The sequence below is a fragment of the Pseudomonas xanthosomatis genome, assembly GCF_019139835.1.
Taxonomy (GTDB): domain Bacteria; phylum Pseudomonadota; class Gammaproteobacteria; order Pseudomonadales; family Pseudomonadaceae; genus Aquipseudomonas; species Aquipseudomonas fakonensis.
The window spans coordinates 2,036,418-2,060,392 of record NZ_CP077075.1; the positions used below are offsets into that span (position 1 = coordinate 2,036,418).

Below are 23,975 nucleotides of genomic sequence, written 5' to 3' on the forward strand. Positions count from 1 at the left end.
CAGGCGCCAATGCTACCGGAAAACCCCGGCCCGAGCACGGCTATCAAGTTTTCTGCGGGGCGTCCGATAGCCTTGGAGTAAGCCGTCAGAATTTGTGGAGCCGCCTGTGCGCCAGCGTTATCTAGCCCTGTTCACTCTCGTTGCCAGCCTTCCGGCCGGGGCAATGACATTCCAGACCCGCGTCGAGAGCGTCGCCTGGAAGGTCGAGGGGGACCAGTTCGAGTGCCGTCTGAGCCAGCCGATCGAAGGTTTCGGCAGTGGCGAATTCGTGCGCCGCGCCGGCGAGCAGCCGACCTTCCAGCTGCGTTCGGACAGCAACGTGCTGGGCGCAGGTTCCGCCACCCTGCTGGCCGCAGCGGCGCCTTGGCAGCCGGGGCGTGGTGACATCAACTTGGGCGCGGTACGCATGGCCCGTACCGGGGTGCTGTTCACCTCAAGCCAGGGCCAGGCCAGCCGCCTGATCAACGGGCTGCTGGACGGGCGCAGCACGGTGGTGCGCAACTACACCGGTGAAGGCGGGCGGCCCATGGAGGTGCGCGTGCTGCCGGTCAGCTTCGCCAAGGCCTACAGCGACTATCAAGTGTGTGCGGCCAAGCTGCTGCCGATGAACTACGACCAGATCCGTCAGACCCAGATCGGCTTCCCGGGCACGGGCCTGGAGCTGGACAGCTCGGCGCGGGCGCGCCTGGACGTGATCCTCGACTACCTGCGGGCCGACCCGTCGGTCAACCACATCGAGCTCGACGGCCACTCCGACAACAGCGGCAACCGCCTGACCAACCGCGACAACTCGCGGCGCCGGGCCCTGGCGGTGGCTGAATACCTCAAGGCCCATGGCGTGCCGGAAGAGCAGATCACCGTGCGCTTCCATGGCGAGCGCTACCCGCTGGTGAAGAACAACAGCGCGGCCAACCGCGCCCGCAACCGCCGGGTGAACATCCAGCTCGACCGCGTCACGCCCGTCGAAAAACCGGTAGAAGCACCGGTTGCGCCGCCAGCTCCGGCTGCAGCCCCAGCCAGCCCGGCTGCGGCACCAGTTGTGCCTGCCGCGCAGCCAGCCCCTGCGAAGAAGGCCTGAGCGCGACCGTTGGTCGCGCTGGCGACAGTTCCTGTCGCTTTGTCATCACAAGCTGTCGCCCCACTGTAAATTTTGCGGCAAGGCCGTTAGAATCGAAGGCTTTCCGTACAACCCCGTGGAGTGATGGCATGGCGGACGTAAAAAAGGTCGTACTGGCGTATTCCGGCGGCCTTGATACTTCGGTGATTCTCAAGTGGCTGCAGGACACCTACAACTGCGAAGTGGTGACCTTCACCGCTGACCTGGGCCAGGGCGAAGAGGTCGAGCCGGCCCGCGCCAAAGCCGAGGCGCTGGGCATTAAAGAAATCTACATCGACGACCTGCGCGAAGAGTTCGTGCGCGACTTCGTGTTCCCGATGTTCCGTGCCAACACCGTCTACGAAGGCGAGTACCTGCTGGGTACTTCCATCGCCCGCCCGCTGATCGCCAAGCGCCTGATCGAAATCGCCAACGAAACCGGCGCCGACGCCATTTCCCACGGCGCTACCGGCAAGGGTAACGACCAGGTACGCTTCGAGCTGGGTGCCTACGCGCTCAAGCCAGGCGTCAAGGTCATCGCACCATGGCGTGAGTGGGACCTGCTGTCCCGCGAGAAGCTGATGGGCTACGCCGAGAAGCACGGCATCAAGATCGAAAACAGCGGCAAGAAGAAGTCGCCGTACTCGATGGACGCCAACCTGCTGCACATCTCCTACGAGGGTGGCGTGCTGGAGGACCCGTGGGCCGAGGCCGAAGACGACATGTGGCTGCCAAGCTGGGGCGTTTCTCCGGAAGCTGCGCCAGACCAGGCGACCTACATCGAGCTGACCTACCGCAACGGTGACATCGTCGCCATCGACGGCGTCGAGAAGTCCCCGGCCACCGTGCTGGCCGAACTGAACCGGGTCGGCGGTGCCAACGGCATCGGCCGTCTGGACATCGTTGAAAACCGCTACGTCGGCATGAAGTCCCGCGGCTGCTACCAAACGCCTGGCGGCACCATCATGCTCAAGGCGCACCGTGCCATCGAGTCGATCACACTGGACCGCGAAGTCGCTCACCTGAAAGACGAGCTGATGCCCAAGTACGCCAGCCTGATCTACACCGGCTACTGGTGGAGCCCGGAGCGTCTGATGCTGCAACAGATGATCGACGCTTCGCAGGCCAACGTGAACGGTGTGGTACGCCTGAAGCTGTACAAGGGCAGCGTCAGCGTGGTTGGCCGTCAGTCGGACGACACCCTGTTCGACGCCAACATCGCGACCTTCGAAGAAGATGGCGGCGCCTACAACCAGGCCGACGCCGCTGGCTTCATCAAGCTCAACGCACTGCGCATGCGCATTGCGGCCAACAAAGGCCGTTCGATGCTGTAAGTCGAGCGTTAGCGACAAAAAACCCGGCCATGGCCGGGTTTTTTGTTTCTGTGCCTCAAGAATTCATGAAGGGCCCATGCGCGTTGTCCTGCATCGGCCCGACCGACAGCTTGATGCAGGTACGTTGGTCGAGGTCATAGAGAACCCAGTTGCGAACCGCCGAGTAGGGCGGATTGAGCGCGCTGCACATGTGCTGTTCGATGGTGGTGCGGCTCTGCGGCCCGGACAAGGCGATTATGATCGGGCCGCTGTTTGCCGCTGGCGACTGCCCCCGGTTGGTGGCCGGCGCCGGTGGTGGGTTGAACAACGATGCCTGTTCCGGTGCGAGGTCGGCCTTTTCTGGGGCAAACAGTGAGTTGGCGTTGAAGTTGAGGGTGAGGAAGAACAACACCGTCAGGAAAAACGGGAACCCGACCAGGAACCATGTGTAGATCGACTGGCTGGAATCGTTGAGAAACGGCAGCGATGCCAGCGCCGAAGCTTCGACGACACCGGCAAAGACCGCAATGATGCTCAGGGGGCTGAGTGATGGCTGCTTCATGATGATGAACCCGAAAGGCTTTGCTCATCTGTAGGGCTTTTTGTTCCGGGGCATAAGGGCGGCGGCTTTCCCTGGCAGCTGTATCAGCCTGGCTGGTCCACGCGTCCTGTGGCAAGGGGCGAAATTTCCCGCACCTGCTATCCCTTTTCGGCACTTTGTCGATGATGCCCAGCTTGATAAGTTTCAGCGCTTATTCGATGTTCCTGCGGATGATGCATCCCGGAAAAGTCTTGCATGTAGGAAGTTTCCTTAATGCATGTAGTACAGCTCTTTACATGCATCTTCCGGGGAAATCGCTGCTTATTGATTGTCGACGCTCGGTTATGGTGAGTGGTCGAAATCAAAATCACGAATCAATGGGTAACGCATGAACAAAGTGCTGATCGTGGATGATCACCCGGTCATTCGGCTGGCTGTGCGCATGCTGATGGAGCGGCATGGTTACGAGGTGGTGGCAGAAACCGACAACGGCGTCGATGCCTTGCAGCTTACGCGCGAGCATTTGCCGGACATCGTCATCCTGGATATCGGGATTCCCAAGCTCGATGGGCTCGAGGTGGTTGCCCGCCTGGAACTGGTAAGCCCGGCGAGCAAGGTGCTGGTGCTGACCTCGCAGGCCCCTGGGCATTTTTCCATGCGTTGCATGCAGGCTGGGGCTGCCGGCTATGTATGCAAGCAACAGGAACTGACAGAACTGCTTAGCGCCATCAAGGCGGTATTGTCCGGTTACAGCTACTTCCCCAACCAGGCGTTGCACAAGGGCAGGCCGGTCAGCAGTACTGGGAGCGAAACGGAAATGGTCGAGCGCCTGTCAGGGCGTGAAATGATGGTGTTGCAGCAACTGGCGCGCGGCAGGAGCAACAAGGAAATCGCCGACAGCATGTTCCTCAGCAACAAGACGGTGAGCACTTACAAAACCCGCCTGCTGTTCAAGCTCAATGCCCGCTCGCTGGTCGACCTCATTGAACTGGCCCAGCGCCACGGCCTGGCCTGAATGCAGAAAAGCCTCCGTGTCAGGAGGCTTTCTCGATGTGTATCAGAGGTCGTAATCGAAGTCTGCCAGTTGCTTTTGCAGGCGGCGCTCTTCCAACATATTGTCGATGGTGCGGCGCTTGCTGAGGTTGGTTTTGGCCGTTTCGACCTGGGGCTCCACTTCCTCTTCCGCGCTGGTGAATTCGTCGTCGGCAGCAAGGTCTTCTTTATCGGTGCTCATGCGTCACTCCAAGCCAAAGGGCCATTGGCCGTCCTTATAGCTGGATTCGCGAAGCCGGTAAAAAAGATTTTTTCAATCGAATATTGCAATTTCTTCTATTGCATCAATCGTCGGAAGTCTTGAGCTTGTACTCGCACAAATCTTCGATACGGCAACTGCCGCAGCGGGGCTTGCGCGCCTGACAAACATAGCGGCCATGCAGGATCAGCCAGTGGTGGGCGTCGAGCAGATAGTCCTTGGGGACGAACTTGAGCAGCTTTTTTTCCACCTCCAGCACGGTTTTGCCGGGGGCGATGCCGGTGCGGTTGCTGACCCTGAAAATATGCGTGTCGACCGCCATGGCCAGTTGCCCGAATGCTGTGTTCAGCACCACGTTGGCGGTTTTGCGGCCCACGCCCGGCAGGGCTTCCAGGGCTTCGCGGGTTTGCGGTACCTCGCCACCATGCAGTTCGATGAGCAGCCGGCAGGTCTCGATGACGTTCTTGGCCTTGCTGTTGTACAGCCCGATGGTCTTGATGTACTCGCTCAGCCCTTCCACGCCCAGCGCATGGATGGCCTGTGGCGTATTGGCGACCGGGTACAGGCGTGCGGTGGCCTTGTTCACGCCCACATCGGTGGCCTGGGCCGAGAGAATAACGGCAATCAGCAATTCGAACGGCGTGGTGTAGGCGAGCTCGGTCTTGGGTTCTGGGTTGTCTTCATGCAGCCTGCGAAAGATCTCCAGGCGTTTGGCGGCATTCATGGGGTTAAAGGGTTCCTTGACGGCGTGAGGGTGAGGACGGCGGGCGCAGGCGATTGTACAGGCCCAGCAGCAGGCCGAGCAGTACCAGTGCGCCTGGCACCAGTGCGGCGATGTGCAACCCCATGCCGGCCAGCCACTGGCGGCCCAGGCCCAGGGCCAGGCATGTCAGCAGTACCCCGGCCAGGCCCTTGACCAGCGTTCGCCAGCGACGCTGGGTGGGCAGCAGGTATTCGATGCCAATGCACTGCAGGGCGATGATCGCCGGGTAGTGGTTGAACGGCAGCGCGCGGGCCATGGCCCAGGCATCCAGCCCCAGTTGCAGGCAGGTTGCCAATGCGGCGGCCAGCATCAGAGAGGCCCAAGTCCGTGTTGCGCCGCCCAAATGTGGCCGCAGTGGGGTCATCAAGCCTTGGTGCGCTGTGATCAGGCCCAGGCAGCAGGTGCCGGCCAGGGCGGCCTGGGCCAAGGTCGAGGTGGCGCCCAGCAGTGGGGCCAGGCAGGCGGTAAGCAGCAGTGGCTTATTCATCGGCAGGCGCTGCCAGCAGTGACGGGCGATGTTCGTCGAAATAACGCAAGGCATCTTGCGTGGCGTCGATTACCGCGCGCGAGGTGACGGTTGCCCCCGCCAAGTGGTCGAACTGGCCCTGGTCACGCTTTAGCGCCCAGGCCTGTGCTGGCGTGTCGGTGAGGCCTTTGCCGACGAACTGCTGCAGCCAATGCCGCGCCGGGTCGGCCAGTTGGTCACCAAGGCCGGGGCTTTCCTGCTGCTGCAGTACCTGAATGCCCAGCAAGCGACCGTTGGCGGCGATGGCGATGGCCAGTTCGATTGGCCCGGCATAGCCCTGGCTCTGGCTGTGCAGCAAGATGGCGACGGCCTGGCCGGCTAGGGTCGCCCGGTAGCCGGCCAGCAGGCGGCTGTGGCCCAGGTGTGTGTCGGCCAGCGCCAGGGGCGTGTGCAGCGGCTGGTTGTCATAGCTGCCCGCAGGCAGCACGGCCAGCCACGCTTGCTCGCGCAGCTGGAGTTCGGCTTCGGCGATGGGTTGCTCGGTGGCGCGCTGCCAGGCCAGGCTCAGCGCCAGCGCCAGGCCCGTCACCAGTACCAGCAGCACAATGCTGCGCGCGCGTGCGTTCATGTGCTTGCCGCCTCCCGGCGCTCGGCCCAACGGTCAAGGGTAGGGGCCGCCAAGTTCATCAACAGGATGGCGAATGCAGTGCCATCGGGCAGGCTGCTCCAGGTGCGCATGGCATAGATGAGCAGGCCGGCGCCCACGCCGAAGGCCAGCCGCGCACGGGCGCGCTTGCAGCCTGAAACCGGTTCGGTGGCAATGAAGAAAGCTGCGAGCATGGTCGAGCCGCTGAACAGGTGCAGCAGCGGCGAGCCATGGGAATCGGAACCCGAGCCGTTCCAGCCCAGCAGGCTGAACAGCAGTATCCCGCCCAGCAGCCCGGTGGGTGCATGCCAGGTGAATACCTTGCGCTGCAGCAGCCACAGGCCGCCCAGGAGGAACGCCAGGTTCACCCATTCGCTGCCGCGCCCGCCCAGGTGGCCGAAGGCAGGGTGGCTGGCGAACAGTTCGTCGATGGTCAAACTGCGGTTGTGGCGCAAGGTATCGAGCACCGTGGGGCTGGCCCAGGCGTCGATGCCTTGGCTGGCGGCGAAGCTCAGGTTGAGGCTGTCGAGCAAGCCGGGCGCCTGGCCCGGCCAGTGGTTCATCTGCGCCGGAAAGCTCAGCACGGCGAACGCGTACCCCACCATCGCCGGGTTGCACAGATTGCCCCCGACACCGCCGAACGCTTGCTTGCCCAAGCCGATGGCGACGCAGGACGCCGTCACGGGGAGCCACCAGGGCGCCTGGGCGGGCAGGGCGACGGCCAGCAAAACGGCGCTCACCACGGCGCTACCGTCGGCCACTGCCGGCGCAATGGGTTGCCGGCGCCCCCATAGCAGCAGCGCCTCGCAGGCCAGCGCGCTGATGGTGCACAGCAGCAGGTTGATCGCAATGCCCCAGCCGTGCAGCCAGAACAGCGTCGCAAGGCCAGGTGCGCAGGCCAGCAGCACCAGGTTCATGGCGCTACGCAAGCGCGGGTCGGGCATAAGCTGCGGGGTCATGGCCCGAACATTCCGTTTAGCCCCGAGAAAGCCATGGCCATGATACCGGCACCGATCAGCGTGATGGGCAGGCCACGCAAGGGTGCTGGGATGTCTGCATGCTGGCTGCGTTCAAGCACGCCGGCGAGCAGCAACAATGCCAGCCAGAAGCCAGCACCGGCAATGAGGCCCCAGCGCAGGGCCTGCCAGGTGCTGCTGCCATCCCTGCCCAGCTCCAGCAGCAGGCCCAGCGCGGCGGCGTTGCCCATCAACACTGTGTGCAAGCCGGGTATCGGCCAGTCGGGGCGCAAGCGTTGCACCAGCGGCGGCAGGCACCACGCCAGGGCGGCGAGCAGTGGCAGTAACAGGAACAGGCGCATGTCCTGTAGCCCGAGCGCGGCCAGCAGTTCGTGCTGCAACAGGTAGCCCGCTGGCAGTGCCGCGACCATCAGCAATGCGCTGCAGGCGCCAAGGGCATGCAGGCGACGGCGGTCAGGCCGTTCGGGCTCGAGAGCCAGGATATTGATCAGCGCGGCGCTGAACAGGGCCAGGACGAAGTCGCTCATGAACATGCCGAAGGCCGGGAGTTGCCCTGATTATCGGGCAGTGGGCGGCAGATGCAAATGCCCCGGCCAGTGGCCGGGGCAAGGGGCTTACTTGATGCGCTGGCCAGGCTTGGCGCCGCTGTCCGGGCTCAGCAGGTAGATTTCTTCACCGCCGGGGCCGGCGGCCATGACCATGCCCTCGGAAATGCCGAAGCGCATTTTGCGTGGTTTGAGGTTGGCTACCATCATGGTCAGGCGGCCTTCCAGCTGGCTTGGGTCGGGGTAGGCCGACTTGATGCCGGAGAACACGTTGCGGCGCTCGTCACCGATGTCCAGGGTCAGCTGCAGCAGCTTGTCGGCGCCCGGTACCGCTTCTGCCTTGACGATCAGCGCCACGCGCAGGTCGACGGCGGCGAAGGTGTCGAACTCGATCTCTGCCGACAGTGGGTCCTTGGCCAGCTCGCCATTGCCGGCCGGCGCCTGTTGGGCTTCGGCGGCCAGCAGGTCTTCCTTGCTGGCGGCGACCATGGCTTCGACTTTGCTGGGCTCGATGCGGCTCATCAGCGCCTTGAACGGGTTCAACTGGTGGTTTTCCAGGCGCGACTTGTGGTCGTTCCAGGTCAACGGGGCGACGTTGAGGAAGGCTTCGGCATCAGTTGCCAGCACTGGCAGCACCGGCTTGAGGAAGATCACCAGCTGGCGGAACAGGTTGATGCCTTGGGCACAGATGGCCTGCACTTCGTCCTGCTTGCCCTCCTGCTTGGCCAGCGACCACGGCGCCTTGTCGGCGATCCAGGCGTTGGCACGGTCAGCCAGGGCCATGATTTCGCGCATGGCGCGGCCAAAGTCGCGGCCTTCGTAGGCATCGGCAATGGATGGTGCGGCTGCCAGGAAGGCTTCGGTCAGTTCGGGAGCGGCGTCGCCTGCAACCATCACGCCGTCGTTGCCCTTGTGGATGAAGCCTGCGCAGCGGCTGGCGATGTTCACCACCTTGCCCACCAGGTCGGAATTGACCTTCTGCACGAAGTCCTCGAGGTTCAGGTCGAGGTCATCCACGCCACGGCCGAGCTTGGCCGCGTAGTAGTAGCGCAGGTATTCCGGCTGCAGGTGGTCGAGGTAGGTGCGCGCCTTGATGAAGGTGCCGCGCGACTTGGACATCTTCGCGCCGTTGACGGTGAGATAACCGTGCACGTTCACTGCGGTCGGCTTGCGGAACCCCGCGCCTTCGAGCATGGCCGGCCAGAACAGGGCGTGGAAGTTGACGATGTCCTTGCCGATGAAGTGGTACAGCTCGGTCTTGGAGCCTTCATTCCAGAACGCGTCGAAGTCCAGCTCCGGGCGGCGTGCGCAAAGGTTCTTGAAGCTGGCCATGTAGCCGATCGGCGCATCCAGCCACACGTAAAAGTACTTGCCAGGCTCGCCCGGGATTTCGAAGCCGAAGTACGGCGCATCACGGGAGATGTCCCACTCCTGCAGGCCCGAGTCCAGCCATTCGGCGAGCTTGTTGGCCACCGCGTCCTGCAGGGTGCCGCTGCGGGTCCACTGCTGCAGCATGGCCTGGAAGTCCGGCAGCTTGAAGAAGAAGTGCTGGGAGTCACGCAGCACCGGGGTGGCACCGGAGATCGCCGACTTGGGGTTTTTCAGTTCGGTCGGGGCGTAGGTGGCGCCGCATTTTTCGCAGTTGTCGCCGTACTGGTCTTCGGCCGCACATTTGGGGCAGGTGCCCTTGATGAAGCGGTCGGCGAGGAACATGCCCTTTTCAGGGTCGAAGTATTGGGTCACCGAGCGGGTGGCGATGTGCCCGGCGTCACGCAGACGGCCGTAGATCAGGCTCGACAGCTCGCGGTTTTCGTCGCTGTGGGTGGAGTGGAAGTTGTCGAAGTCCACCAGAAAATCAGCGAAGTCGCTGCTGTGTTCAGCTTGGACGTTGGCAATCAGTTGTTCCGGGGTGATGCCTTCTTTTTCGGCGCGCAGCATGATGGCCGAACCGTGGGCGTCGTCGGCGCAGACGTAGATGCACTGGTTGCCACGCAGCTTCTGGAAGCGCACCCACATGTCCGTCTGGATGTACTCCAGCATATGGCCAAGGTGGATCGATCCATTGGCATAGGGCAGGGCGCTGGTGACGAGAATCTGACGTGGCTCGGACATGGTGGCTCGGCTACTTATCTGGCTACGGGGTAAAAATGAGGGTGATCGGCCACTATAAAGGGCTGGCGAAGATATTTCACCCCGCGAACGCATATGCTGACGATTGACGGGTTAGCATAGGCGCCTGTTTCGTATTCAGTTTGCCAATGGGAGTGTCCATGAGTGCCGTCACCCGTGCCGCCGTCGAAGGCGTGCTTCGCCAGTACACCGACCCCTACCTGAACCAGGACCCGGTCAGCGCCGGCTGTGTGCAGGCCATCGACATTCAGGGCGGGCAGGTCAGCGTACAGCTGCAGCTTGGTTATGCCGCCGGGCTGTTCAAGGGTGGCTGGGCCCAGGTGCTGCAGACGGCCATCGGCAACCTCGACGGGGTGAGTGCGGCTAGCGTCACCATCGGCTGCCAGATCGCCACCCACAAGGCCCAGGCCCAGGTGCCGGCCATGGCCAACGTGAAGAACATCATCGCCGTGGCCTCGGGCAAGGGCGGCGTGGGCAAGTCGACCACAGCGGCCAACCTGGCTTTGGCGCTGGCCCGCGAAGGTGCGCGGGTGGGCATTCTCGACGCTGATATCTATGGCCCCAGCCAGGGCGTGATGTTCGGCATCCCCGAAGGCACCCGCCCGCAGGTGCGCGAGCAGAAGTGGTTCGTGCCGATCAAGGCCCATGGTGTCGAGGTGATGTCCATGGCCTTCCTTACCGACGACAACACGCCGATGGTCTGGCGCGGCCCTATGGTTTCCGGTGCGTTGCTGCAGTTGGTCACCCAGACCGCCTGGGACGACCTGGACTACCTGGTGATCGACATGCCGCCGGGGACCGGTGATATCCAGCTGACCCTGGCGCAGAAGGTGCCGGTGGCCGGCTCGGTGATCGTCACCACGCCGCAGGACCTGGCTTTACTGGACGCCAAGAAGGGCGTCGAGATGTTCCGCAAGGTCAACATCCCGGTGCTGGGCGTGGTGGAGAACATGGCCGTGCACATCTGCTCGAACTGCGGCCACGCCGAGCACCTGTTCGGTGAAGGCGGTGGCGAGAAGCTGGCGGCGCAGTACGGTGTCGAGCTGCTGGCTTCGCTGCCGCTGTCGATGTTGATCCGCGAGCAGGCCGACAGTGGCAAACCGACCGCCATCGCCGAGCCGGAAAGCCAGATCGCCATGGTTTACCAGGAGCTGGCGCGGCAGGTGGGCGCGCGCATCGTGCTGCAGGAAGCGGCGGCACCAGCGATGCCGAGCATCACCATCAGCGAAGATTGATTGCCACGCATAAGCTTCAGGCCTGTGCTGTCCTTGTAGGAGCCGGCTTGCCGGCGATGAGGCCGGCACAGCCAGCACAAGACAGTTGCTCCCGCCTGATTGCATTTCCAGTAAGCACAAAAAAACCCGCCAATGGCGGGTTTTTTCTGAAGCGAGGAAGCTAAATCGACTTAGGCGATTTGAACTTCTTCAGCCTGCATGCCTTTCTGGCCGCGGGTAGCGACGAAAGTAACAGCCTGGCCTTCTTTCAGGGTTTTGAAGCCGTCAGCTTGGATGGCTTTGAAGTGTACGAACAGGTCGTCGCCCGACTGAGGGGTGATGAAGCCGTAGCCTTTCTCGTCGTTGAACCACTTAACAACACCGGATTGACGGTTGGACATTTTTCTGTCTCCTTGGACAAAGTTTTGTGGCGGCCTGGGAAAGCCCCGAGCCGTGAACTGAGTGCAAAGGAGCAGAAGGTGTCAGGAGATGGGCCGATCGTAAATCGTGCATCAAACAGATCTTCGGTGTCGCGTGCAGCACAGTGGGCGTAACCTTAACCCACTTTCCCTGACCTGCCAATAACCCTGGGCATGTTTGTCGCAATTCGGATCGACGGCGCCTGCAAGCCCCGTCCGGCGGGGATTGCAGCATGGATGAGGGATCTGACTTTGCCGCAGGCGTCGGGACCGGTAAGATGCGCGTCACGATTTTTTTCACCTTGCACTCTCAGGACACCCCGCCATGAGCATCAAATCGGACAAGTGGATTCGCCGCATGGCGCAGGAACACGGCATGATCGAACCGTTCGTCGAGCGCCAGGTGCGCGGCGAGCAGGACAGCCGGGTCATCTCCTTCGGTGTTTCCAGCTACGGCTACGACGTGCGCTGCGCCGACGAATTCAAGGTGTTCACCAACATCAATTCGGCCACCGTCGACCCCAAGAACTTCGATGCCGGCAGCTTCGTCGACATCAAGAGCGACGTGTGCATCATCCCGCCGAACTCCTTCGCCCTGGCCCGCACCGTCGAGTACTTCCGCATTCCACGCGATGTGCTGACCATCTGCCTGGGCAAGAGCACCTACGCCCGTTGCGGCATCATCGTCAACGTCACCCCGCTGGAACCTGAGTGGGAAGGCCACGTGACCTTGGAGTTCTCCAACACCACCACCCTGCCGGCGAAGATCTACGCCAACGAAGGCGTGGCGCAGATGCTGTTCCTGCAGTCCGACGAAGAGTGCGAAGTGTCGTACAAGGACCGCGGCGGCAAGTACCAGGGCCAGCGCGGCGTCACCCTGCCGCGTACCTGACCCGACCAACTGCGGGGAATTGTTGGCGGGCAGTGCACTCCAAATCTTGAACGGTCCCGGCGCGCATGACGTGCGCCGGCTCTAGTCAGGAGCTGCCCGATGAAACTCGACCCCGCAATCAACGCCAAGCTGGCCGTGCTGCAGCCGAACCAGATCGGCTTGCCGGCCTGGTCGCTGCTGGCCCACCCGCCCACGCCGCTGCAGGCCGGCGGCGTGCCGCACCAGCCCGACCCCGACACCCCGCAACCGCCGCAGCCCGGCGAGCATCCGCCGATGGAGCCGGGCGAGCCGACCTTACCGGATGAGCCACCTCCCGCTCCTGTTGCTTGATCAGGTCCCCAGCGGCCAGACCTGCCCGGCACCCGCCAGATAAAGGCGTGAGTCGGCCTCTGGCTGTACATTCCAGCCGCCGGTGAATTCACCGAACGCCGGCAGCAGCGCTACCTGCGGGCCAAACACGAAGCAGGGCATACGCAGCCGCTGGCGGCCCCGTCCGCGCAATACGTAGGCCGGGTGTACATGCCCGGCCAGTACCGGGTGGATGGCATGGGGCTCAGGTTCGTGGCACAGGGCAAAGGGCTCCAGCAGCCAGGGCTCCTCATGCACCCTGATACCCAACTGCGCAGGCGGGTCACCTGCGTGGCGGTCGTGGTTGCCGCGCACCAGTACGATCTGCAAGGCCGAGTGGCGTTCGCGCCAAGCCTGCAGGGCAGCCAGGGTGCCCGGCGCTCGGGCGCTGCGGGCATGCAGAAAATCGCCCAGCACGATCAGCGTGGAGCAAGCATGTGCGGCCAGCAGCGCGTCGAGCCTGGCCAGCGTCACTTGCGTGGTGCCGTGCGGCACCGGTTGGTGCAGTGCCCGGTAGCTGGCAGCCTTGCCGATATGCAGGTCGGCCACCAGCAGCGCCTGCCGCCTGGGCCAGTAGATGGCCTTGTCGGCGAGCAGCAGCAAGGTTTCGCCGGCATATTCGATTGCCAGTTCAGCCATGCCCGTCACCTGCGGCGTTTTCCAGCTCTGCCACCATGCGGGCGATGCGATCGGCCAGTTTTTCGGTGCTCAGGGTTTCGCGCATGCCTTCCACCAGCAGGGTGAAGGCCAGCGGGCCTGGGCGCTTGAGGGCATGCAGGTCCAGGCGTTGGCTGCTCATGCGTTGCAAATGCCTTTGCAACCGGTCGATTTCCAGTTCCTCGCCCAGCACTTCGTCGCGGGCCTGGCCCAGTAGCAGGTTGCCCGGGTCATGCTTGCGAAACACCTCGAAGAACAGCCCGCTGGAGGCCTGGATCTGCCGGGTACTTTTTTGCGCCGCCGGGTAGCCGCCGAACACCAACCCGGAAATCCGCGCGATTTCGCGAAAGCGGCGCAGGGCCATTTCGCTGGCATTGAGGCTGGCCAGCACGTCTTCGAGCACCTGCCCGGCGCTCAACGCCGCCGGCAAGTGGGTGGCCCAGTCCACCCGGCTGGGGGTGAGCAATTCGAAGCCGTAGTCACTCACTGCAATCGACACCGACAGCGGTTGCTCGCGGCTGACCCGCCAGGCGATCAGGCTGGCCAGCCCCAGGTTGGCCATGCGCCCGGCAAAGGGGTAGAGGAACAGGTGCGAGCCCTGGCGGCTGCTCAGGGTTTCGGCTAACAGGGTGGTGCGGGTGGGCAGTGCCGACCAGCTAGCCTGCAATGCCAGCAGCGGGCGCACCGCGCGCAGCTCGGCGCTTTCGAAATGGCCGTGGGCGGCGGCCTCCAGTTGCTCGACCAGGGCGTCGGCCAGTTCGCTGGACAACGGCATGCGCCCGCCATTCCAGCGCGCCACCGCTGCCTTGCGCGAGGTGCTGCGGCGCACATAGGCGGTCATGTTCTCGACCCGCACCAGCTCCAGTACCCGCCCGCCGAACATCAACGTGTCGCCGGGGCGCAGGCGGGCGATGAAAGCCTCTTCAACGCTACCCAGCGCCTTGCCGCCGCCGCCCTTGCTCCAGAACTTCAGTTGCAGGCTGGCTTCGCTGACGATGGTCCCGATGCCCATGCGATGGCGCCGCGCCAGGCGTTCGCTGGTCACCCGCCAGATGCCGTCGGCGTGGGCCTCCACACGCTGATAGTCAGGGTAGGCACCCAAGGCGCTGCCGCCGTTGTGCACGAACGCCAACGCCCACTGCCACTGGCTGGCCTTCAGGTCGCGGTAGGCCCAGGTGCTGCGCACCTCGGCCAGCAGTTGCTCGGGGCGCATGCCGGCGCCCAGGGCCATGCTCACCAGGTGCTGCACCAGCACATCCATGCACAGCCGGGGTGAGCACCGCGCCTCGATGTGCCCGGCAGCCAGCGCCTGGCGGGCGGCGGCCGCCTCCACCAGCTCCAGGCTGTGGGTGGGCACCAGGGTGATGCGCGAAGTGCGCCCCGGCGCATGCCCGGAACGCCCGGCGCGCTGCATCAGCCGGGCGATGCCCTTGGCCGAGCCGATCTGCAGCACCCGCTCTACCGGCAAAAAGTCCACCCCCAGGTCCAGGCTCGAGGTGCACACCACGGCCTTGAGTTGCCCTTGCTTGAGCGCCCCCTCGACCCAGTTGCGGGTTTCCCGGGCCAGCGAGGCGTGGTGCAGGGCGATCAGCCCGGCCCACTCTGGGCGCGCCTCGAGCAGCGCCTGGTACCACAGCTCGGCCTGGGCGCGGGTGTTGGTGAACACCAGGCTGCTGGCGCTGGCGTCCAGTTCGGCGGCCACTTGGGCGAGCATCTTCAGGCCCATGTGCCCCGCCCAGGGGAAGCGTTCGAGCTGCGCCGGGATCAATGTATCGACGATCAGGCGCTTGTCCTGGCGCCCCTTGAGCAGCAGGCCGCCACCCGGCACCAGCACCTGCAAGGCATGCTCGAGGTTTCCCAGGGTCGCCGACAGCCCCCACACCACCAACTGCGGCCGCCAACGGCGCAAGCGCGCCAGGGCCAGTTGCAGTTGCACCCCGCGTTTGTTGCCCAGCAGCTCATGCCACTCATCCACCACCACCAGGCGCAGGCTGGCGAAGTCCTGCTCGGCCTGGGCCCGGGTCAGCAGCAGGGTCAGGCTCTCGGGGGTGGTGATCAGCGCGCTGGGCAGGCGCCGGGCCTGGCGGGCGCGCTCGGCGCTGCCGGTGTCGCCGCTGCGCACGCCCACGCTCCAGTTCAACCCAAGCTCATCCACTGGCGCCTGCAAGGCCCGCGCGGTGTCGGCGGCCAGGGCACGCATGGGGGTGATCCACAGTACCTGCAGCGGGGCGGGTTGGCGGCCGGGGGCGGTGCCTGCAAAGGCGCGAAGCGCGCCCAGCCAGAGCGCGTAGGTTTTGCCAGCGCCGGTGCTGGCGTGCAGCAGGCCGCTGTCGCCACGGCCGATCGCGGCCCATGCCTGGCGCTGGAAGGCGAACGGCTTCCAGCCGCGGCTGGTGAACCATGCAAGGGCGAGGTCGGGCATGCGGCGCGGGTCCTTCGAAGGCTGTGCTTCTAATGACCCTGCGCGCCTGCGTTTGGTTTTACCGGGTCAGTTGCCCAAAAGGTAGCCGCTGCGGCACACCTTCTGGCCGGCCACATGGGCCACCACCATACCCGCCGTGGCCATGCGCCGCACGCTGCGGGCGTACATCAGCCCGGCCTGGGTGGTGTGCAACGGGGTCACCCGGTCGCTGAGCGGGTCGATCACCTCGGCCACCAGTTGCCCGGCTTCAAGCTGCTGCCCCGGCTTGGCATGGAACACCAGCAAGCCGCCCAGTGGCGCGGTCACAGGCTCTACTGCGGCCAGTGGCGTTGCCGGCTGGCGCAGCGCCGGCAAGGGGGCCGGCTGGCCTTCGATCACGCCGCTGTGGGTGAGAAAGTCGAGGATCGCCTGGCAGTCCTGGCTGGCCAGGGCGTGGCTGACGTCGGCCTGGCCGCGCAGCTCGATGGTCACCGAGAAGCTGCCCAGGGGGATCGGGAAGCGCTTGGCGAAGCGTTGCTGCAGTTGCCACCAGACCAGGCTGAAGCACTCGTCGAACGACTGGCCGCCCGAATCGGTGGCCAGCAGGCTGGCCTGCACGCCCAGGTAGCGTGCCAGTGGTTCGACCTGAGGCCAGGCTTCAGGGGTGGTGTACAGGTGCTCCACGGCCTCGAAGTCGCAGTGCAGGTCGAGCACCATGTCGGCGTCGCAGGCCAGCCGTTGCAGGGTCAGGCGTTGCGATTGCAGCGGCGTGCGTACCGGGTGTGCGTCCAGGCCACGGCGCAGGTATTCGCGGATCAGCGCCAGGTTGTGGGCTGGGTCCTGGGTCAGGTGGGCTTCGAGCTGGTCGCCGATGTTGTCTGCCAGGTCGACGAAGTTGCGGTTGAAGTTCTCGCCGCTCTGCAGCTCGAAACGGCCCAGCGGCGCGTCCAGCAGCACCTGCTCCAGGCCCACCGGGTTGGCCACCGGCACCAGGATGATTTCGCGGCGCAGGCGGCCTTGTTGCTCAAGTTCGCCCAGGCGCTGCTTCAGGTGCCAGGCCACCAGCATGCCAGGCAGTTCGTCGGCGTGCAGCGAAGCCTGGATGTACACCTTGGCGCCATCGCGCGGGCCGAAGTGAAAACTGTGCAACTGGCGGGCGATGCCGGGCACGGGAGACAACAGGTCGTGGGTCGAATGGTGCATGGGGGTCCTGATTGAAACGTTCTTTGACAAGGGCCGGGATCAAGGATAGAAGCACAACTTCGGCCCCGCTGCACCCTCAGCCGAGCAGCGCCTGCAGGGTCGCCAGGTCGTCGGCCTGTTCCACTGGCTTGTCGTGGCGCCAGCGCAACATGCGCGGAAAGCGCACGGCGATGCCGCTCTTGTGCCGCTTGGACAGAGCGATGCCTTCGAAGCCCAGCTCGAACACCAGCGTCGGGGTGACGCTGCGCACCGGGCCGAAGGTTTCCACGGTGGTCTTGCGGATGATGCCGTCAACCCGGCGCATTTCCTCGTCGCTAAGCCCGGAGTAGGCCTTGGCGAACGGCACCAGGCTGCGCCCGGGCGTACCGGGTGGGGCGTCCCACACGGCGAAGGTGTAGTCGCTATACAAGCTGGCGCGCCGGCCATGGCCGCGCTGGGCGTAGATCAACACGGCATCGACGCTGAACGGGTCGACCTTCCACTTCCACCACAGGCCCATGTCCTTGGTGCGGCCCACGCCATACAGCGCGTCACGCTGCTTGAGCATCAGCCCCTCGACCCCCAGGCTGCGCGATGCTTCGCGCATGCCTGCGAGGTCGGCCCAGCTGTCGCCGGTCAGCAGCGGCGACAGCAGCACCGGGGCCAGCGGGTGCTCTGCCAGCAGTTGTTCCAGCTGCTGGCGGCGTACGTGCTGCGGGCGGTTGCGCCAGTCCTCGCCCTGGTATTCCAGCAAGTCGTAGGCCTGCAGCACCACCGGGGCATCCGCCAGCAGCTTCTTGCCCAGGGTCTTGCGGCCCAGGCGTTGTTGCAGCAGGGCGAAGGGTTGTACGGCGATGCCCTCGACGCCGGGCTTCCATACCAGTATTTCGCCATCGAGCACGCTGCCGTCGGGCAGCATGTGAGTCAGGCCGTGCAGCTCGGGGAAGCGCTCGGTAACCAGCTCTTCGCCGCGCGACCACACCCACAGCTGACCGTCACGCTTGACCACCTGGGCACGGATGCCGTCCCACTTCCATTCCACCTGCCAGCCTTGTGGCGGGCCGAGCAGGGCGTCGAACTGCTCCACCGGCAGTTGCAGGGCGTGCGCCAGAAAAAACGGGTAGGGCTGCCCGCCACGCTGCTGGTGTTCGTCGGCCGATTCCGCGGCGATCAGCTTGAGGTAGCTGGCGGCGACCGGGCGATGGCTGAGGTCGGTGTAACCCACCATTCGCTGGGCCACGCGTTTGGCGTCGAGGCCGGCCAGTTGCGCCAGGGCGCGGGTCACCAGCAGCTTTGATACCCCCACGCGAAAGCTGCCGGTGACCAGTTTGAGGCTGAGCATCAGGCTTGGCCGGTCAAGCTGCGCCCACAGCTGCGGCAGGCGTTCGCGTACCTGCTCCGCTGGCTGGCCGCGCAACGGCAGCAACTGCTGTTCGACCCAGTCGGCAAGCCCTGTATCGCTGCCATGGGGGTTTTCCGGCAGCAGCAGCGAGACTGTCTCGGCCAGATCGCCCACCGCCTGGTAGCTCTCCTCGAACAGCCACTCGGGCAGCCCCGACAGCTGCGTGGCCAGTTCGCGCAGCAAGCGGCTCGGCACCATCTGCCGTGGCCGCCCGCCAGCCAGGAAGTACACCGCCCAGGCGGCATCGGCGGCGGGTGCATTGGCAAAATAGTCACGCAGCGCCTGCAGCTTGGCGTTGCTCGAAGTGGTGGCGTCCAGGCGCAGGTACAGCTCGGCGAAGGCTTTCATGCCTCGGCTTCCGTGGCCGGCACATCATCTTCTTCACCGTATTCGGTGACGAAAGCGCGGGCATCCAGGCCTTGCTCGGTGAGGTAGCGCACCAACACGTTCACCGAACCGTGGGTGACCATCACCCGCTCGGCGCCGGTCTGGCCGATGGCCCACAACAGGCCCGGCCAGTCGGCGTGGTCGGAAAGCACGAAGCCGCGGTCCACGCCGCGCCGCCGGCGGGTGCCGCGCAGGCGCATCCAGCCGCTGGCGAAGGCGTCGCTGTAGTCGCCGAAGCGTTTCATCCAGCTGCTGCCGGCCGCCGAGGGCGGAGCCAGTATCAGCGCCTGGCGCAACAGCGGGTCGTTGCGCGGTATATCGCTGGCATACAGGGTGGCTGGCAGTTGCACGCCGGCTTCGCGGTACACCCGGTTCAGTGGCTCCACTGCGCCGTGCACGACGATCGGGCCAATGCTGGCGTCCAGCCCGTGGAGGATGCGCTGGGCCTTGCCGAAGGCATAGCAGAACAGCACGCTGGCCTTGCCTTGCGCGCAGTTGCCGCGCCACCAGGCGTTGATCTGGGCGAACACCTCGGCCTGGCTCGGCCAGCGGTAGATCGGCAGGCCGAAGGTCGATTCGGTGATGAAGGTGTGGCAGCGCACCGGCTCGAACGCAGCGCAGGTGGCGTCGGGCTCGACTTTGTAGTCACCGGAGGCCACCCACACCTGGCCCTGGTATTCCAGGCGCACCTGGGCCGAGCCCAGCACGTGGCCTGCCGGGTGCAGGCTCAAGGTTACGCCGTGGTGCAGCAGGCGTTCGCCGTAGGGCAGGGTTTGCAGGTCGATGTTTGCGCCCAGGCGGCTGCGCAGCACGCCCGCGCCTGCGGCGGCGGTCAGGTAGTGGCGGTTGCCGGGGCGGGAATGGTCACCGTGGCCGTGGGTGATCACCGCGCGCTGCACCGGGCGCCAGGGGTCGATGTAGAAATCGCCGGGCGGGCAGTACAGGCCTTCGGGGCGGGCGATGACGAGGTCCATGGCGAGGGGCGGTGGTTGTGGGTGGTACAAGGTGGGAGCGTGGGGGGGAGGGGAAAGTTCGGTTGGGTGGGGGCGGTAAGGTGTCCGGCGCTGCAAGGCATTCGGCGAACACATGGCAGCCTTCACCCCATCCCCGCCAGAAACCACCCAACCATAAAAGGCCGCCTGTAGACGCTAATGCTGTTCACTTAAGAGAGGCGTTGCCTGGGTTGGGGCTGCTTCGCAGCCCATCGCGACACAAGGCCGCTTCCCACAGGTACTGAGCAAGGCTGAATTACCAAGCCATGCGCAGTACCTGTGGGAAGCGGCCTTGTGTCGCGATGGGCCGCAAAGCGGCCCCGGCAATTCTAAGTGGACAGCATTACGCCTGTGGAGGCGGCTTTTTCATGGCTGCTTGAACCTACTTCCCCGGCACCAGCGTCAAGCGCTGGCTGCCATAGGCCCGGCCGAAGTTCTGCGGCTGCAGCGGCAGGCTCATGAAGCGCCCCTTGAACCACGCATCCAACCCGTCGCTGTAATGACGGCTGGCCGGGTTGCCCGACTGGCCGCTGCTGGTCAGCAGCTGCAGCGGTTCGGCCTGACCGAAGTCGACGATCATCCGCGCCGAGGCCGGCAGGCGGGTGTCGAAGTTGTTGCCCCAGGCGTAAGGCGTTAACGCCAGGGTGCTGGAGTCGCCACCCGCGGCCATGGGCGAGCGCTTGAGGCTGTCGCCCAGCCCCTGGTAACTGGCCGCTGGCCATTTGTACTGGTGCAGCTTGCCCCACTGCCAGGCGCGGCGGTCGGCGCCCAGCTGCGCGGTGCCGGCGTCGATCGCGCCCGCCAGGCTGCGGGCCAGGATGGCGGGTTTGTCTTCTTTTTGCGGGGTGTTGCGGTCATCCCAGAACGGGCTGTCATCGCGGCCCAGCAGGTGGTCGGCCTGGGCTGAATACGACAACTGCGCGTTGCTGACGAAGGCCTGCCAGGCGGCGCCGGACTCCGGGCCGAGGTCGTCGAGGAAGGTTTGGCGGGTGACCTCCTGAAGGAACAACTCGTACAGCGCGGCATCGGCCGACACCGGGCTCAGGCGGCCGTCGAAGGCCTTGAGCCGGGTGAGTGCCTCGCGGGCCTTGTCGCGTTGGGCCGCGGGCAGGGCATCGATGGCCTGCTTGAGCGGCAGGGCCATGCCCGGTGCGTCGAACATCTGCTTGAGCCTGGCTGCCAGCAGGGTCACCTGGTCGTTTTGCAGGGCCATCAGGCTGCGGCTGTCGTGGCGGCCATTGCCGGCCAGTTCGGCCAGGCGTTCGGCGCGCTCGGGGTAGTACCAGGTACTCGACAGCTGCATGCCATAGCCCTTGGGCTGGCTGCGCTGGTTGGCGTGGCCGATGAAGCCGCCGGGCGGGTCCTGGTCGTAGGGGTGGAGCATGGCGTCGGCGTAGCCGTCCCAGTCATAACGCCCGTCCCAGCCCGGCGAGGGCAGCAGGCCCTGGCCGTCGCGGCGGTTGGGGTAGCGGCCACTGACCTGCCAGCCGATGTGCTCGGGTTCGGCGAACACGAAGTTCAGCGCCGCAGCGCTTACTTCGCGGGTGCTGTCGAAGGCGCGCTCGAGGTTGCTGGCGCGGGTCAGGTCGAACAGCGCATCAAGGCTGCGGTCATCCTTGAGCTGCGGCAGGTGCAGGGCCAGGGCCAGGCTGCCGTGGCCCGGCAGCAGGGTGCCGTGACGGGTGTCGTACATCACTTCGCGCTGCGGGCGCTGGCCACGGACGAAGAAGGTCTCGTTGCGCGCCCGGGCCGCTTGCCATTTGCCGTCGGCCAGGTACGTCAGCTGGTTGCCCTGGCGGCGTACTTGCTCGAGGAACAGGTCCTGGTTGTCGGCCATCACCGCGCTGGCGCTGAAGGCCAGCTTGCCGTTGTAGCCGGCCAGCACGATCGGCAGGCCGGGCAGCGACAGGCCGGCCACCTGATACCTGGCGGTGTGGATCTGCACCGGGCTCAGTGCCCAGGCGGCGCGGCTGTCGCTGGCCAACAGGCTCTTGCCGCTGCGGCTGCGCTGCGGGCCCAGGGCCAGGTTGGCCGAGCCCGGGGCGCCCAGCAGGCCGAGGTCGGCCAGTTGCTGGCCGGCGGCGGCCAGCGAGGCCAGGCCCGGCAGTTGGCTGGCCAGGTTGATGCCCTTGAGCTTGTCGGTTTCGGCATGGGCCAGGGGTTCGTCCGGAGCGCCGGGCAACAGCCAGGCCAGCTTGTCGCTGCCGACCTTCTGCGCCAGGGTCAGGGCCGAGAGTTCCTCCTGCAGGTTCACCGACTGGCTGAACGCATACAGGCTGAAGATCAGCGCCGAGTCCTCGGGCTTCCAGTATTCGGGGCGGTAGCCGCTGCCGGCAAGCTCGGCCGGCAGCTTGTCGCGGTAGCGGAACAGGTAGGCGTTGACCCCGCGGGCGTACACCTCGAAGAAGCGCTTGAGCCGCGGCGAGGCGTCGGCGTAAAGCTGGCCGGCGCTTTGCTTGAGGTTGGCAGCGCGCATCAGGCGGTCGATTTCCAGCGCGTCGGGGCCGGCCAGCTCGGCCAGGCGGCCCTGGGCCAGCAGGCGCATGCTGAGCATCTGGCCGATGCGGTCACCGGCGTGCACATAGCCCAGGCTGAACAGTGCGTCGTGGAAGTTGCTGCTCTCGATCAGCGGCGCGCCCATGGCGTTGCGCCGTACCGAAACGTTCTGTGCCAGGCCCTTGAGCGGCTGCACGCCGGTGGTCGGTGGCACGCTGTCCTGATAGCCGCCCATCTGGCAGCCGGCCAGCGCAAGCAGGCCGAGCAGCGCGGCAGCACCGCCGAAGCGAAGGCGGAAGGGAGGTAGGACGGCCATGACGGGGCTCCTGCAGGGCGTGGCGGGGTTCGGAAGGCGCTAAGGTAGTGAGCGCGCAGTCGCCGTGCAAGGTGCCGGGGCGGTTTATTTACCAGTGGTCATGCATCGCGGGGCAAGCCCGCTCCCACACGCTTGTCGTGGGAGCGGGCTTGCCCCGCGATGTTGTGCTCGGCGTGTTGGGCTTCGCCGATCAGGCGCCGTGGCACTTCTTGAATTTCTTCTCGCTGCCGCATGGGCACGGGTCGTTGCGGCCAACGTCCTTCAGGGCGTTGCGCACCGGCTCCTGGTGGCCGTGGTTGCAGTGCGGGCCGTGCACATGGCCGTGATCGTGGTGATGGTCGTGACCATGGTCGCAGTCGGGGCCATGGACATGGGGTTGTTGGGTCATTGCGGGGTACTCCGGTTGAAGATGGCCGCGATTATCTCACCACTGGCCGACAAGTGCAGCGTCAGCCGGCGATGTAGCTGGCGCAGCACTTCTTGAACTTGTGCCCGCTGGTGCAGGGGCAGGGGTCGTTGCGCCCGGCCTTGAGCGGCACAGTCGGGTCGATGAAGTACCAGCGGCCCTTGTTCTGCACGAACGCCGAGCGCTCGCGGTGCTGGTGGTCGCCTTGTGCATCGTGCCAGCGGGCGGTGAAGGTGACGAAGGCATGTTCGGGCTGCCCGCCGAGCACCTCGGCGCTTTCCACCTCCAGCCCCAGCCAGGTGCTCTGGGCGCTCCAGGCGCTGATCGCCGGGCGGTCCAGGCCGGCCTGCTGGGCCGGCAGGGTGGTCGCCACCAGGTAGTCGACCAGGCCCAGCACATAGGCGCTGTAGCGCGAGCGCATCAACGTCTGTGCGTCGGGCGCCGGGGTGCCGGCGTGATAATGCCCGCAGCAGGCCTCGAGCAGGTTGCCACTGCCGCAGGGGCAGACCGAGACACTCATTGAATCACCACCAGTACTTGCCGAAGTTTTGCGGGTTGGCCCAGAACTTGGCGTTGAGCCAGTCCGGCACCTGTTTGTAGTCATGCAGATCATAGGTGAACAGGCTCAGTTCCTGCCCGTCGCGCTGGAATTTTTCGCTGGCCGACAGTGCCAGCGAGAAAAAGTCGGTGGCCTGCCAGCCGCAGGCGACGAGGTCGGCCAATACCGCGACGCGGCTGGCGTTGAGGTTGCGGATGCCGCCCAACAGCTGCAGGCCATCGCGCTTGGGCAGGTGCTCAAGGCAGTCCACCAGTAGCGCCAGGTCGAAGCGTTGTGCGGCCAGTGCATCAGGCAGCGCGCCGGGGGTGGCCAGCTCGATGCGGGTGTCGGGGTGAGCTTCGGCAAAGGCATCCAACGCCGGGAAGCGGCTGCCTACCAGCAGCAGGGTGCGCGGGGCGAAGCGCTCGAGCAGGGCGGCCAGGGCCTGTTGCGGCGTGCGGGGTGAGACAGCGTCGGTCATTGCCATTCCTCGTTCAGGTCGCTCAAGACTAACGGCCCGGGGGCTGCGGGCAAAGAGGCAATGGACGAAGTCATGGCTTATTGCTGGCAGAGCGGTAAACGGCAGTCTTTACTCC

Annotated in this window: 24 protein-coding genes; 6 read left to right on the forward strand and 18 right to left on the reverse strand. The window is 65.3% G+C overall.

Features of this window, described 5'->3' with window-relative positions; all coding sequences use genetic code 11:
• The first annotated feature begins 106 nt into the window (after positions 1 to 106).
• Positions 107 to 1,078 carry a flagellar protein MotY gene (locus tag KSS93_RS09115; protein ID WP_217888001.1) on the forward strand — a complete coding sequence of 324 codons (972 nt, stop codon included), beginning with the start codon at positions 107 to 109 and terminating at the stop codon, positions 1,076 to 1,078.
• Positions 1,079 to 1,206: 128 nt separating this feature from the next.
• Positions 1,207 to 2,430: an argininosuccinate synthase gene (locus KSS93_RS09120; protein ID WP_217842096.1), complete on the forward strand. Its 1,224-nt coding sequence runs from the start codon at positions 1,207 to 1,209 to the stop codon at positions 2,428 to 2,430.
• A 55-nt stretch (positions 2,431 to 2,485) separates the two neighbouring features.
• On the opposite strand, the gene KSS93_RS09125 is transcribed toward KSS93_RS09120, so the two are convergent.
• Complete coding sequence (locus tag KSS93_RS09125) at positions 2,486 to 2,971, reverse strand: hypothetical protein (RefSeq protein WP_217888002.1); 486 nt, start codon at positions 2,969 to 2,971, stop codon at positions 2,486 to 2,488.
• A 367-nt stretch (positions 2,972 to 3,338) separates the two neighbouring features.
• Here KSS93_RS09125 and KSS93_RS09130 point away from each other — a divergent pair, with 367 nt between their 5' ends.
• Positions 3,339 to 3,965 carry a response regulator transcription factor gene (locus KSS93_RS09130; RefSeq protein WP_217888003.1) on the forward strand — a complete coding sequence of 209 codons (627 nt, stop codon included), beginning with the start codon at positions 3,339 to 3,341 and terminating at the stop codon, positions 3,963 to 3,965.
• A gap of 42 nt (positions 3,966 to 4,007) precedes the next feature.
• Here the strand turns inward: KSS93_RS09130 and KSS93_RS09135 are convergent, their stop codons facing one another.
• The 7 genes from KSS93_RS09135 to metG all read right to left on the reverse strand — a co-directional run bounded on the left by KSS93_RS09135 (position 4,008) and on the right by metG (position 9,711).
• Positions 4,008 to 4,184, reverse strand: coding sequence for a PA3496 family putative envelope integrity protein (locus tag KSS93_RS09135; protein ID WP_217842098.1), 177 nt, complete (start codon positions 4,182 to 4,184; stop codon positions 4,008 to 4,010).
• A 103-nt stretch (positions 4,185 to 4,287) separates the two neighbouring features.
• Entirely contained in the window at positions 4,288 to 4,926 is a 639-nt protein-coding gene (nth, locus tag KSS93_RS09140) for an endonuclease III (protein ID WP_217888004.1), read from the reverse strand.
• A gap of 4 nt (positions 4,927 to 4,930) precedes the next feature.
• Positions 4,931 to 5,452 carry an NADH:quinone oxidoreductase gene (locus tag KSS93_RS09145; protein ID WP_217888005.1) on the reverse strand — a complete coding sequence of 174 codons (522 nt, stop codon included), beginning with the start codon at positions 5,450 to 5,452 and terminating at the stop codon, positions 4,931 to 4,933.
• Positions 5,445 to 6,059 carry an RnfABCDGE type electron transport complex subunit G gene (locus KSS93_RS09150; protein ID WP_217888006.1) on the reverse strand — a complete coding sequence of 205 codons (615 nt, stop codon included), beginning with the start codon at positions 6,057 to 6,059 and terminating at the stop codon, positions 5,445 to 5,447. Before KSS93_RS09150 ends, KSS93_RS09145 begins: the two co-directional genes overlap by 8 nt.
• Positions 6,056 to 7,036, reverse strand: coding sequence for an RnfABCDGE type electron transport complex subunit D (locus KSS93_RS09155; RefSeq protein ID WP_217888007.1), 981 nt, complete (start codon positions 7,034 to 7,036; stop codon positions 6,056 to 6,058). Before KSS93_RS09155 ends, KSS93_RS09150 begins: the two co-directional genes overlap by 4 nt.
• Positions 7,033 to 7,581, reverse strand: coding sequence for an Rnf-Nqr domain containing protein (locus tag KSS93_RS09160; RefSeq protein WP_217888008.1), 549 nt, complete (start codon positions 7,579 to 7,581; stop codon positions 7,033 to 7,035). Before KSS93_RS09160 ends, KSS93_RS09155 begins: the two co-directional genes overlap by 4 nt.
• 87 nt (positions 7,582 to 7,668) lie before the next feature.
• Positions 7,669 to 9,711 carry a methionine--tRNA ligase gene (gene metG, locus KSS93_RS09165; protein WP_217888009.1) on the reverse strand — a complete coding sequence of 681 codons (2,043 nt, stop codon included), beginning with the start codon at positions 9,709 to 9,711 and terminating at the stop codon, positions 7,669 to 7,671.
• 158 nt (positions 9,712 to 9,869) lie between these two features.
• Between metG and apbC the strand changes: the two genes are divergently transcribed.
• Positions 9,870 to 10,964: an iron-sulfur cluster carrier protein ApbC gene (apbC, locus tag KSS93_RS09170; RefSeq protein WP_217888010.1), complete on the forward strand. Its 1,095-nt coding sequence runs from the start codon at positions 9,870 to 9,872 to the stop codon at positions 10,962 to 10,964.
• Positions 10,965 to 11,134: 170 nt separating this feature from the next.
• Here apbC and KSS93_RS09175 read toward each other — a convergent pair whose 3' ends face one another.
• On the reverse strand, positions 11,135 to 11,344 hold the full coding sequence (locus KSS93_RS09175; protein ID WP_003254922.1) for a cold-shock protein: 210 nt from the start codon (positions 11,342 to 11,344) through the stop codon (positions 11,135 to 11,137).
• A 343-nt stretch (positions 11,345 to 11,687) separates the two neighbouring features.
• On the opposite strand from KSS93_RS09175, the gene dcd reads away from it, so the two are divergent.
• Together dcd and KSS93_RS09185 are read left to right on the forward strand one after the other, a co-directional pair.
• Positions 11,688 to 12,254, forward strand: coding sequence for a dCTP deaminase (gene dcd, locus KSS93_RS09180; RefSeq protein ID WP_003258001.1), 567 nt, complete (start codon positions 11,688 to 11,690; stop codon positions 12,252 to 12,254).
• Positions 12,255 to 12,353: 99 nt separating this feature from the next.
• The gene (locus tag KSS93_RS09185; protein ID WP_217888011.1) at positions 12,354 to 12,584 is read left to right on the forward strand and encodes a hypothetical protein; all 231 of its coding nucleotides are present in this window, start codon (positions 12,354 to 12,356) and stop codon (positions 12,582 to 12,584) included.
• Here KSS93_RS09185 and pdeM read toward each other — a convergent pair whose 3' ends face one another.
• The 9 genes from pdeM to KSS93_RS09230 form a co-directional block, all read right to left on the reverse strand.
• The gene (gene pdeM / locus KSS93_RS09190) at positions 12,585 to 13,241 is read right to left on the reverse strand and encodes a ligase-associated DNA damage response endonuclease PdeM (RefSeq protein WP_217888012.1); all 657 of its coding nucleotides are present in this window, start codon (positions 13,239 to 13,241) and stop codon (positions 12,585 to 12,587) included.
• Positions 13,234 to 15,681, reverse strand: a complete 2,448-nt coding sequence (locus KSS93_RS09195) for a ligase-associated DNA damage response DEXH box helicase (RefSeq protein WP_217888013.1) — start codon at positions 15,679 to 15,681, stop codon at positions 13,234 to 13,236. Before KSS93_RS09195 ends, pdeM begins: the two co-directional genes overlap by 8 nt.
• Positions 15,682 to 15,747: 66 nt before the next feature.
• Entirely contained in the window at positions 15,748 to 16,863 is a 1,116-nt protein-coding gene (locus tag KSS93_RS09200) for a succinylglutamate desuccinylase/aspartoacylase family protein (protein WP_217888014.1), read from the reverse strand.
• 76 nt (positions 16,864 to 16,939) lie between these two features.
• Positions 16,940 to 18,592 (reverse strand): ATP-dependent DNA ligase, encoded by a 1,653-nt coding sequence (locus tag KSS93_RS09205; protein ID WP_217888015.1) that lies wholly within the window; start codon positions 18,590 to 18,592, stop codon positions 16,940 to 16,942.
• Complete coding sequence (locus tag KSS93_RS09210; protein ID WP_217888016.1) at positions 18,589 to 19,605, reverse strand: ligase-associated DNA damage response exonuclease; 1,017 nt, start codon at positions 19,603 to 19,605, stop codon at positions 18,589 to 18,591. The genes KSS93_RS09205 and KSS93_RS09210 overlap by 4 nt, the downstream gene beginning before the upstream one ends.
• 400 nt (positions 19,606 to 20,005) lie before the next feature.
• Positions 20,006 to 22,435, reverse strand: coding sequence for a penicillin acylase family protein (locus KSS93_RS09215; protein ID WP_217888017.1), 2,430 nt, complete (start codon positions 22,433 to 22,435; stop codon positions 20,006 to 20,008).
• 190 nt (positions 22,436 to 22,625) lie between these two features.
• Positions 22,626 to 22,823 (reverse strand): SEC-C metal-binding domain-containing protein, encoded by a 198-nt coding sequence (locus KSS93_RS09220; RefSeq protein WP_029613223.1) that lies wholly within the window; start codon positions 22,821 to 22,823, stop codon positions 22,626 to 22,628.
• Between the two features lie 61 nt (positions 22,824 to 22,884).
• Positions 22,885 to 23,361, reverse strand: coding sequence for a YchJ family protein (locus KSS93_RS09225; RefSeq protein WP_217888018.1), 477 nt, complete (start codon positions 23,359 to 23,361; stop codon positions 22,885 to 22,887).
• 4 nt (positions 23,362 to 23,365) lie between these two features.
• Positions 23,366 to 23,860 (reverse strand): DUF6231 family protein, encoded by a 495-nt coding sequence (locus KSS93_RS09230; RefSeq protein WP_217888019.1) that lies wholly within the window; start codon positions 23,858 to 23,860, stop codon positions 23,366 to 23,368.
• Between the last annotated feature and the right edge of the window lie 115 nt (positions 23,861 to 23,975).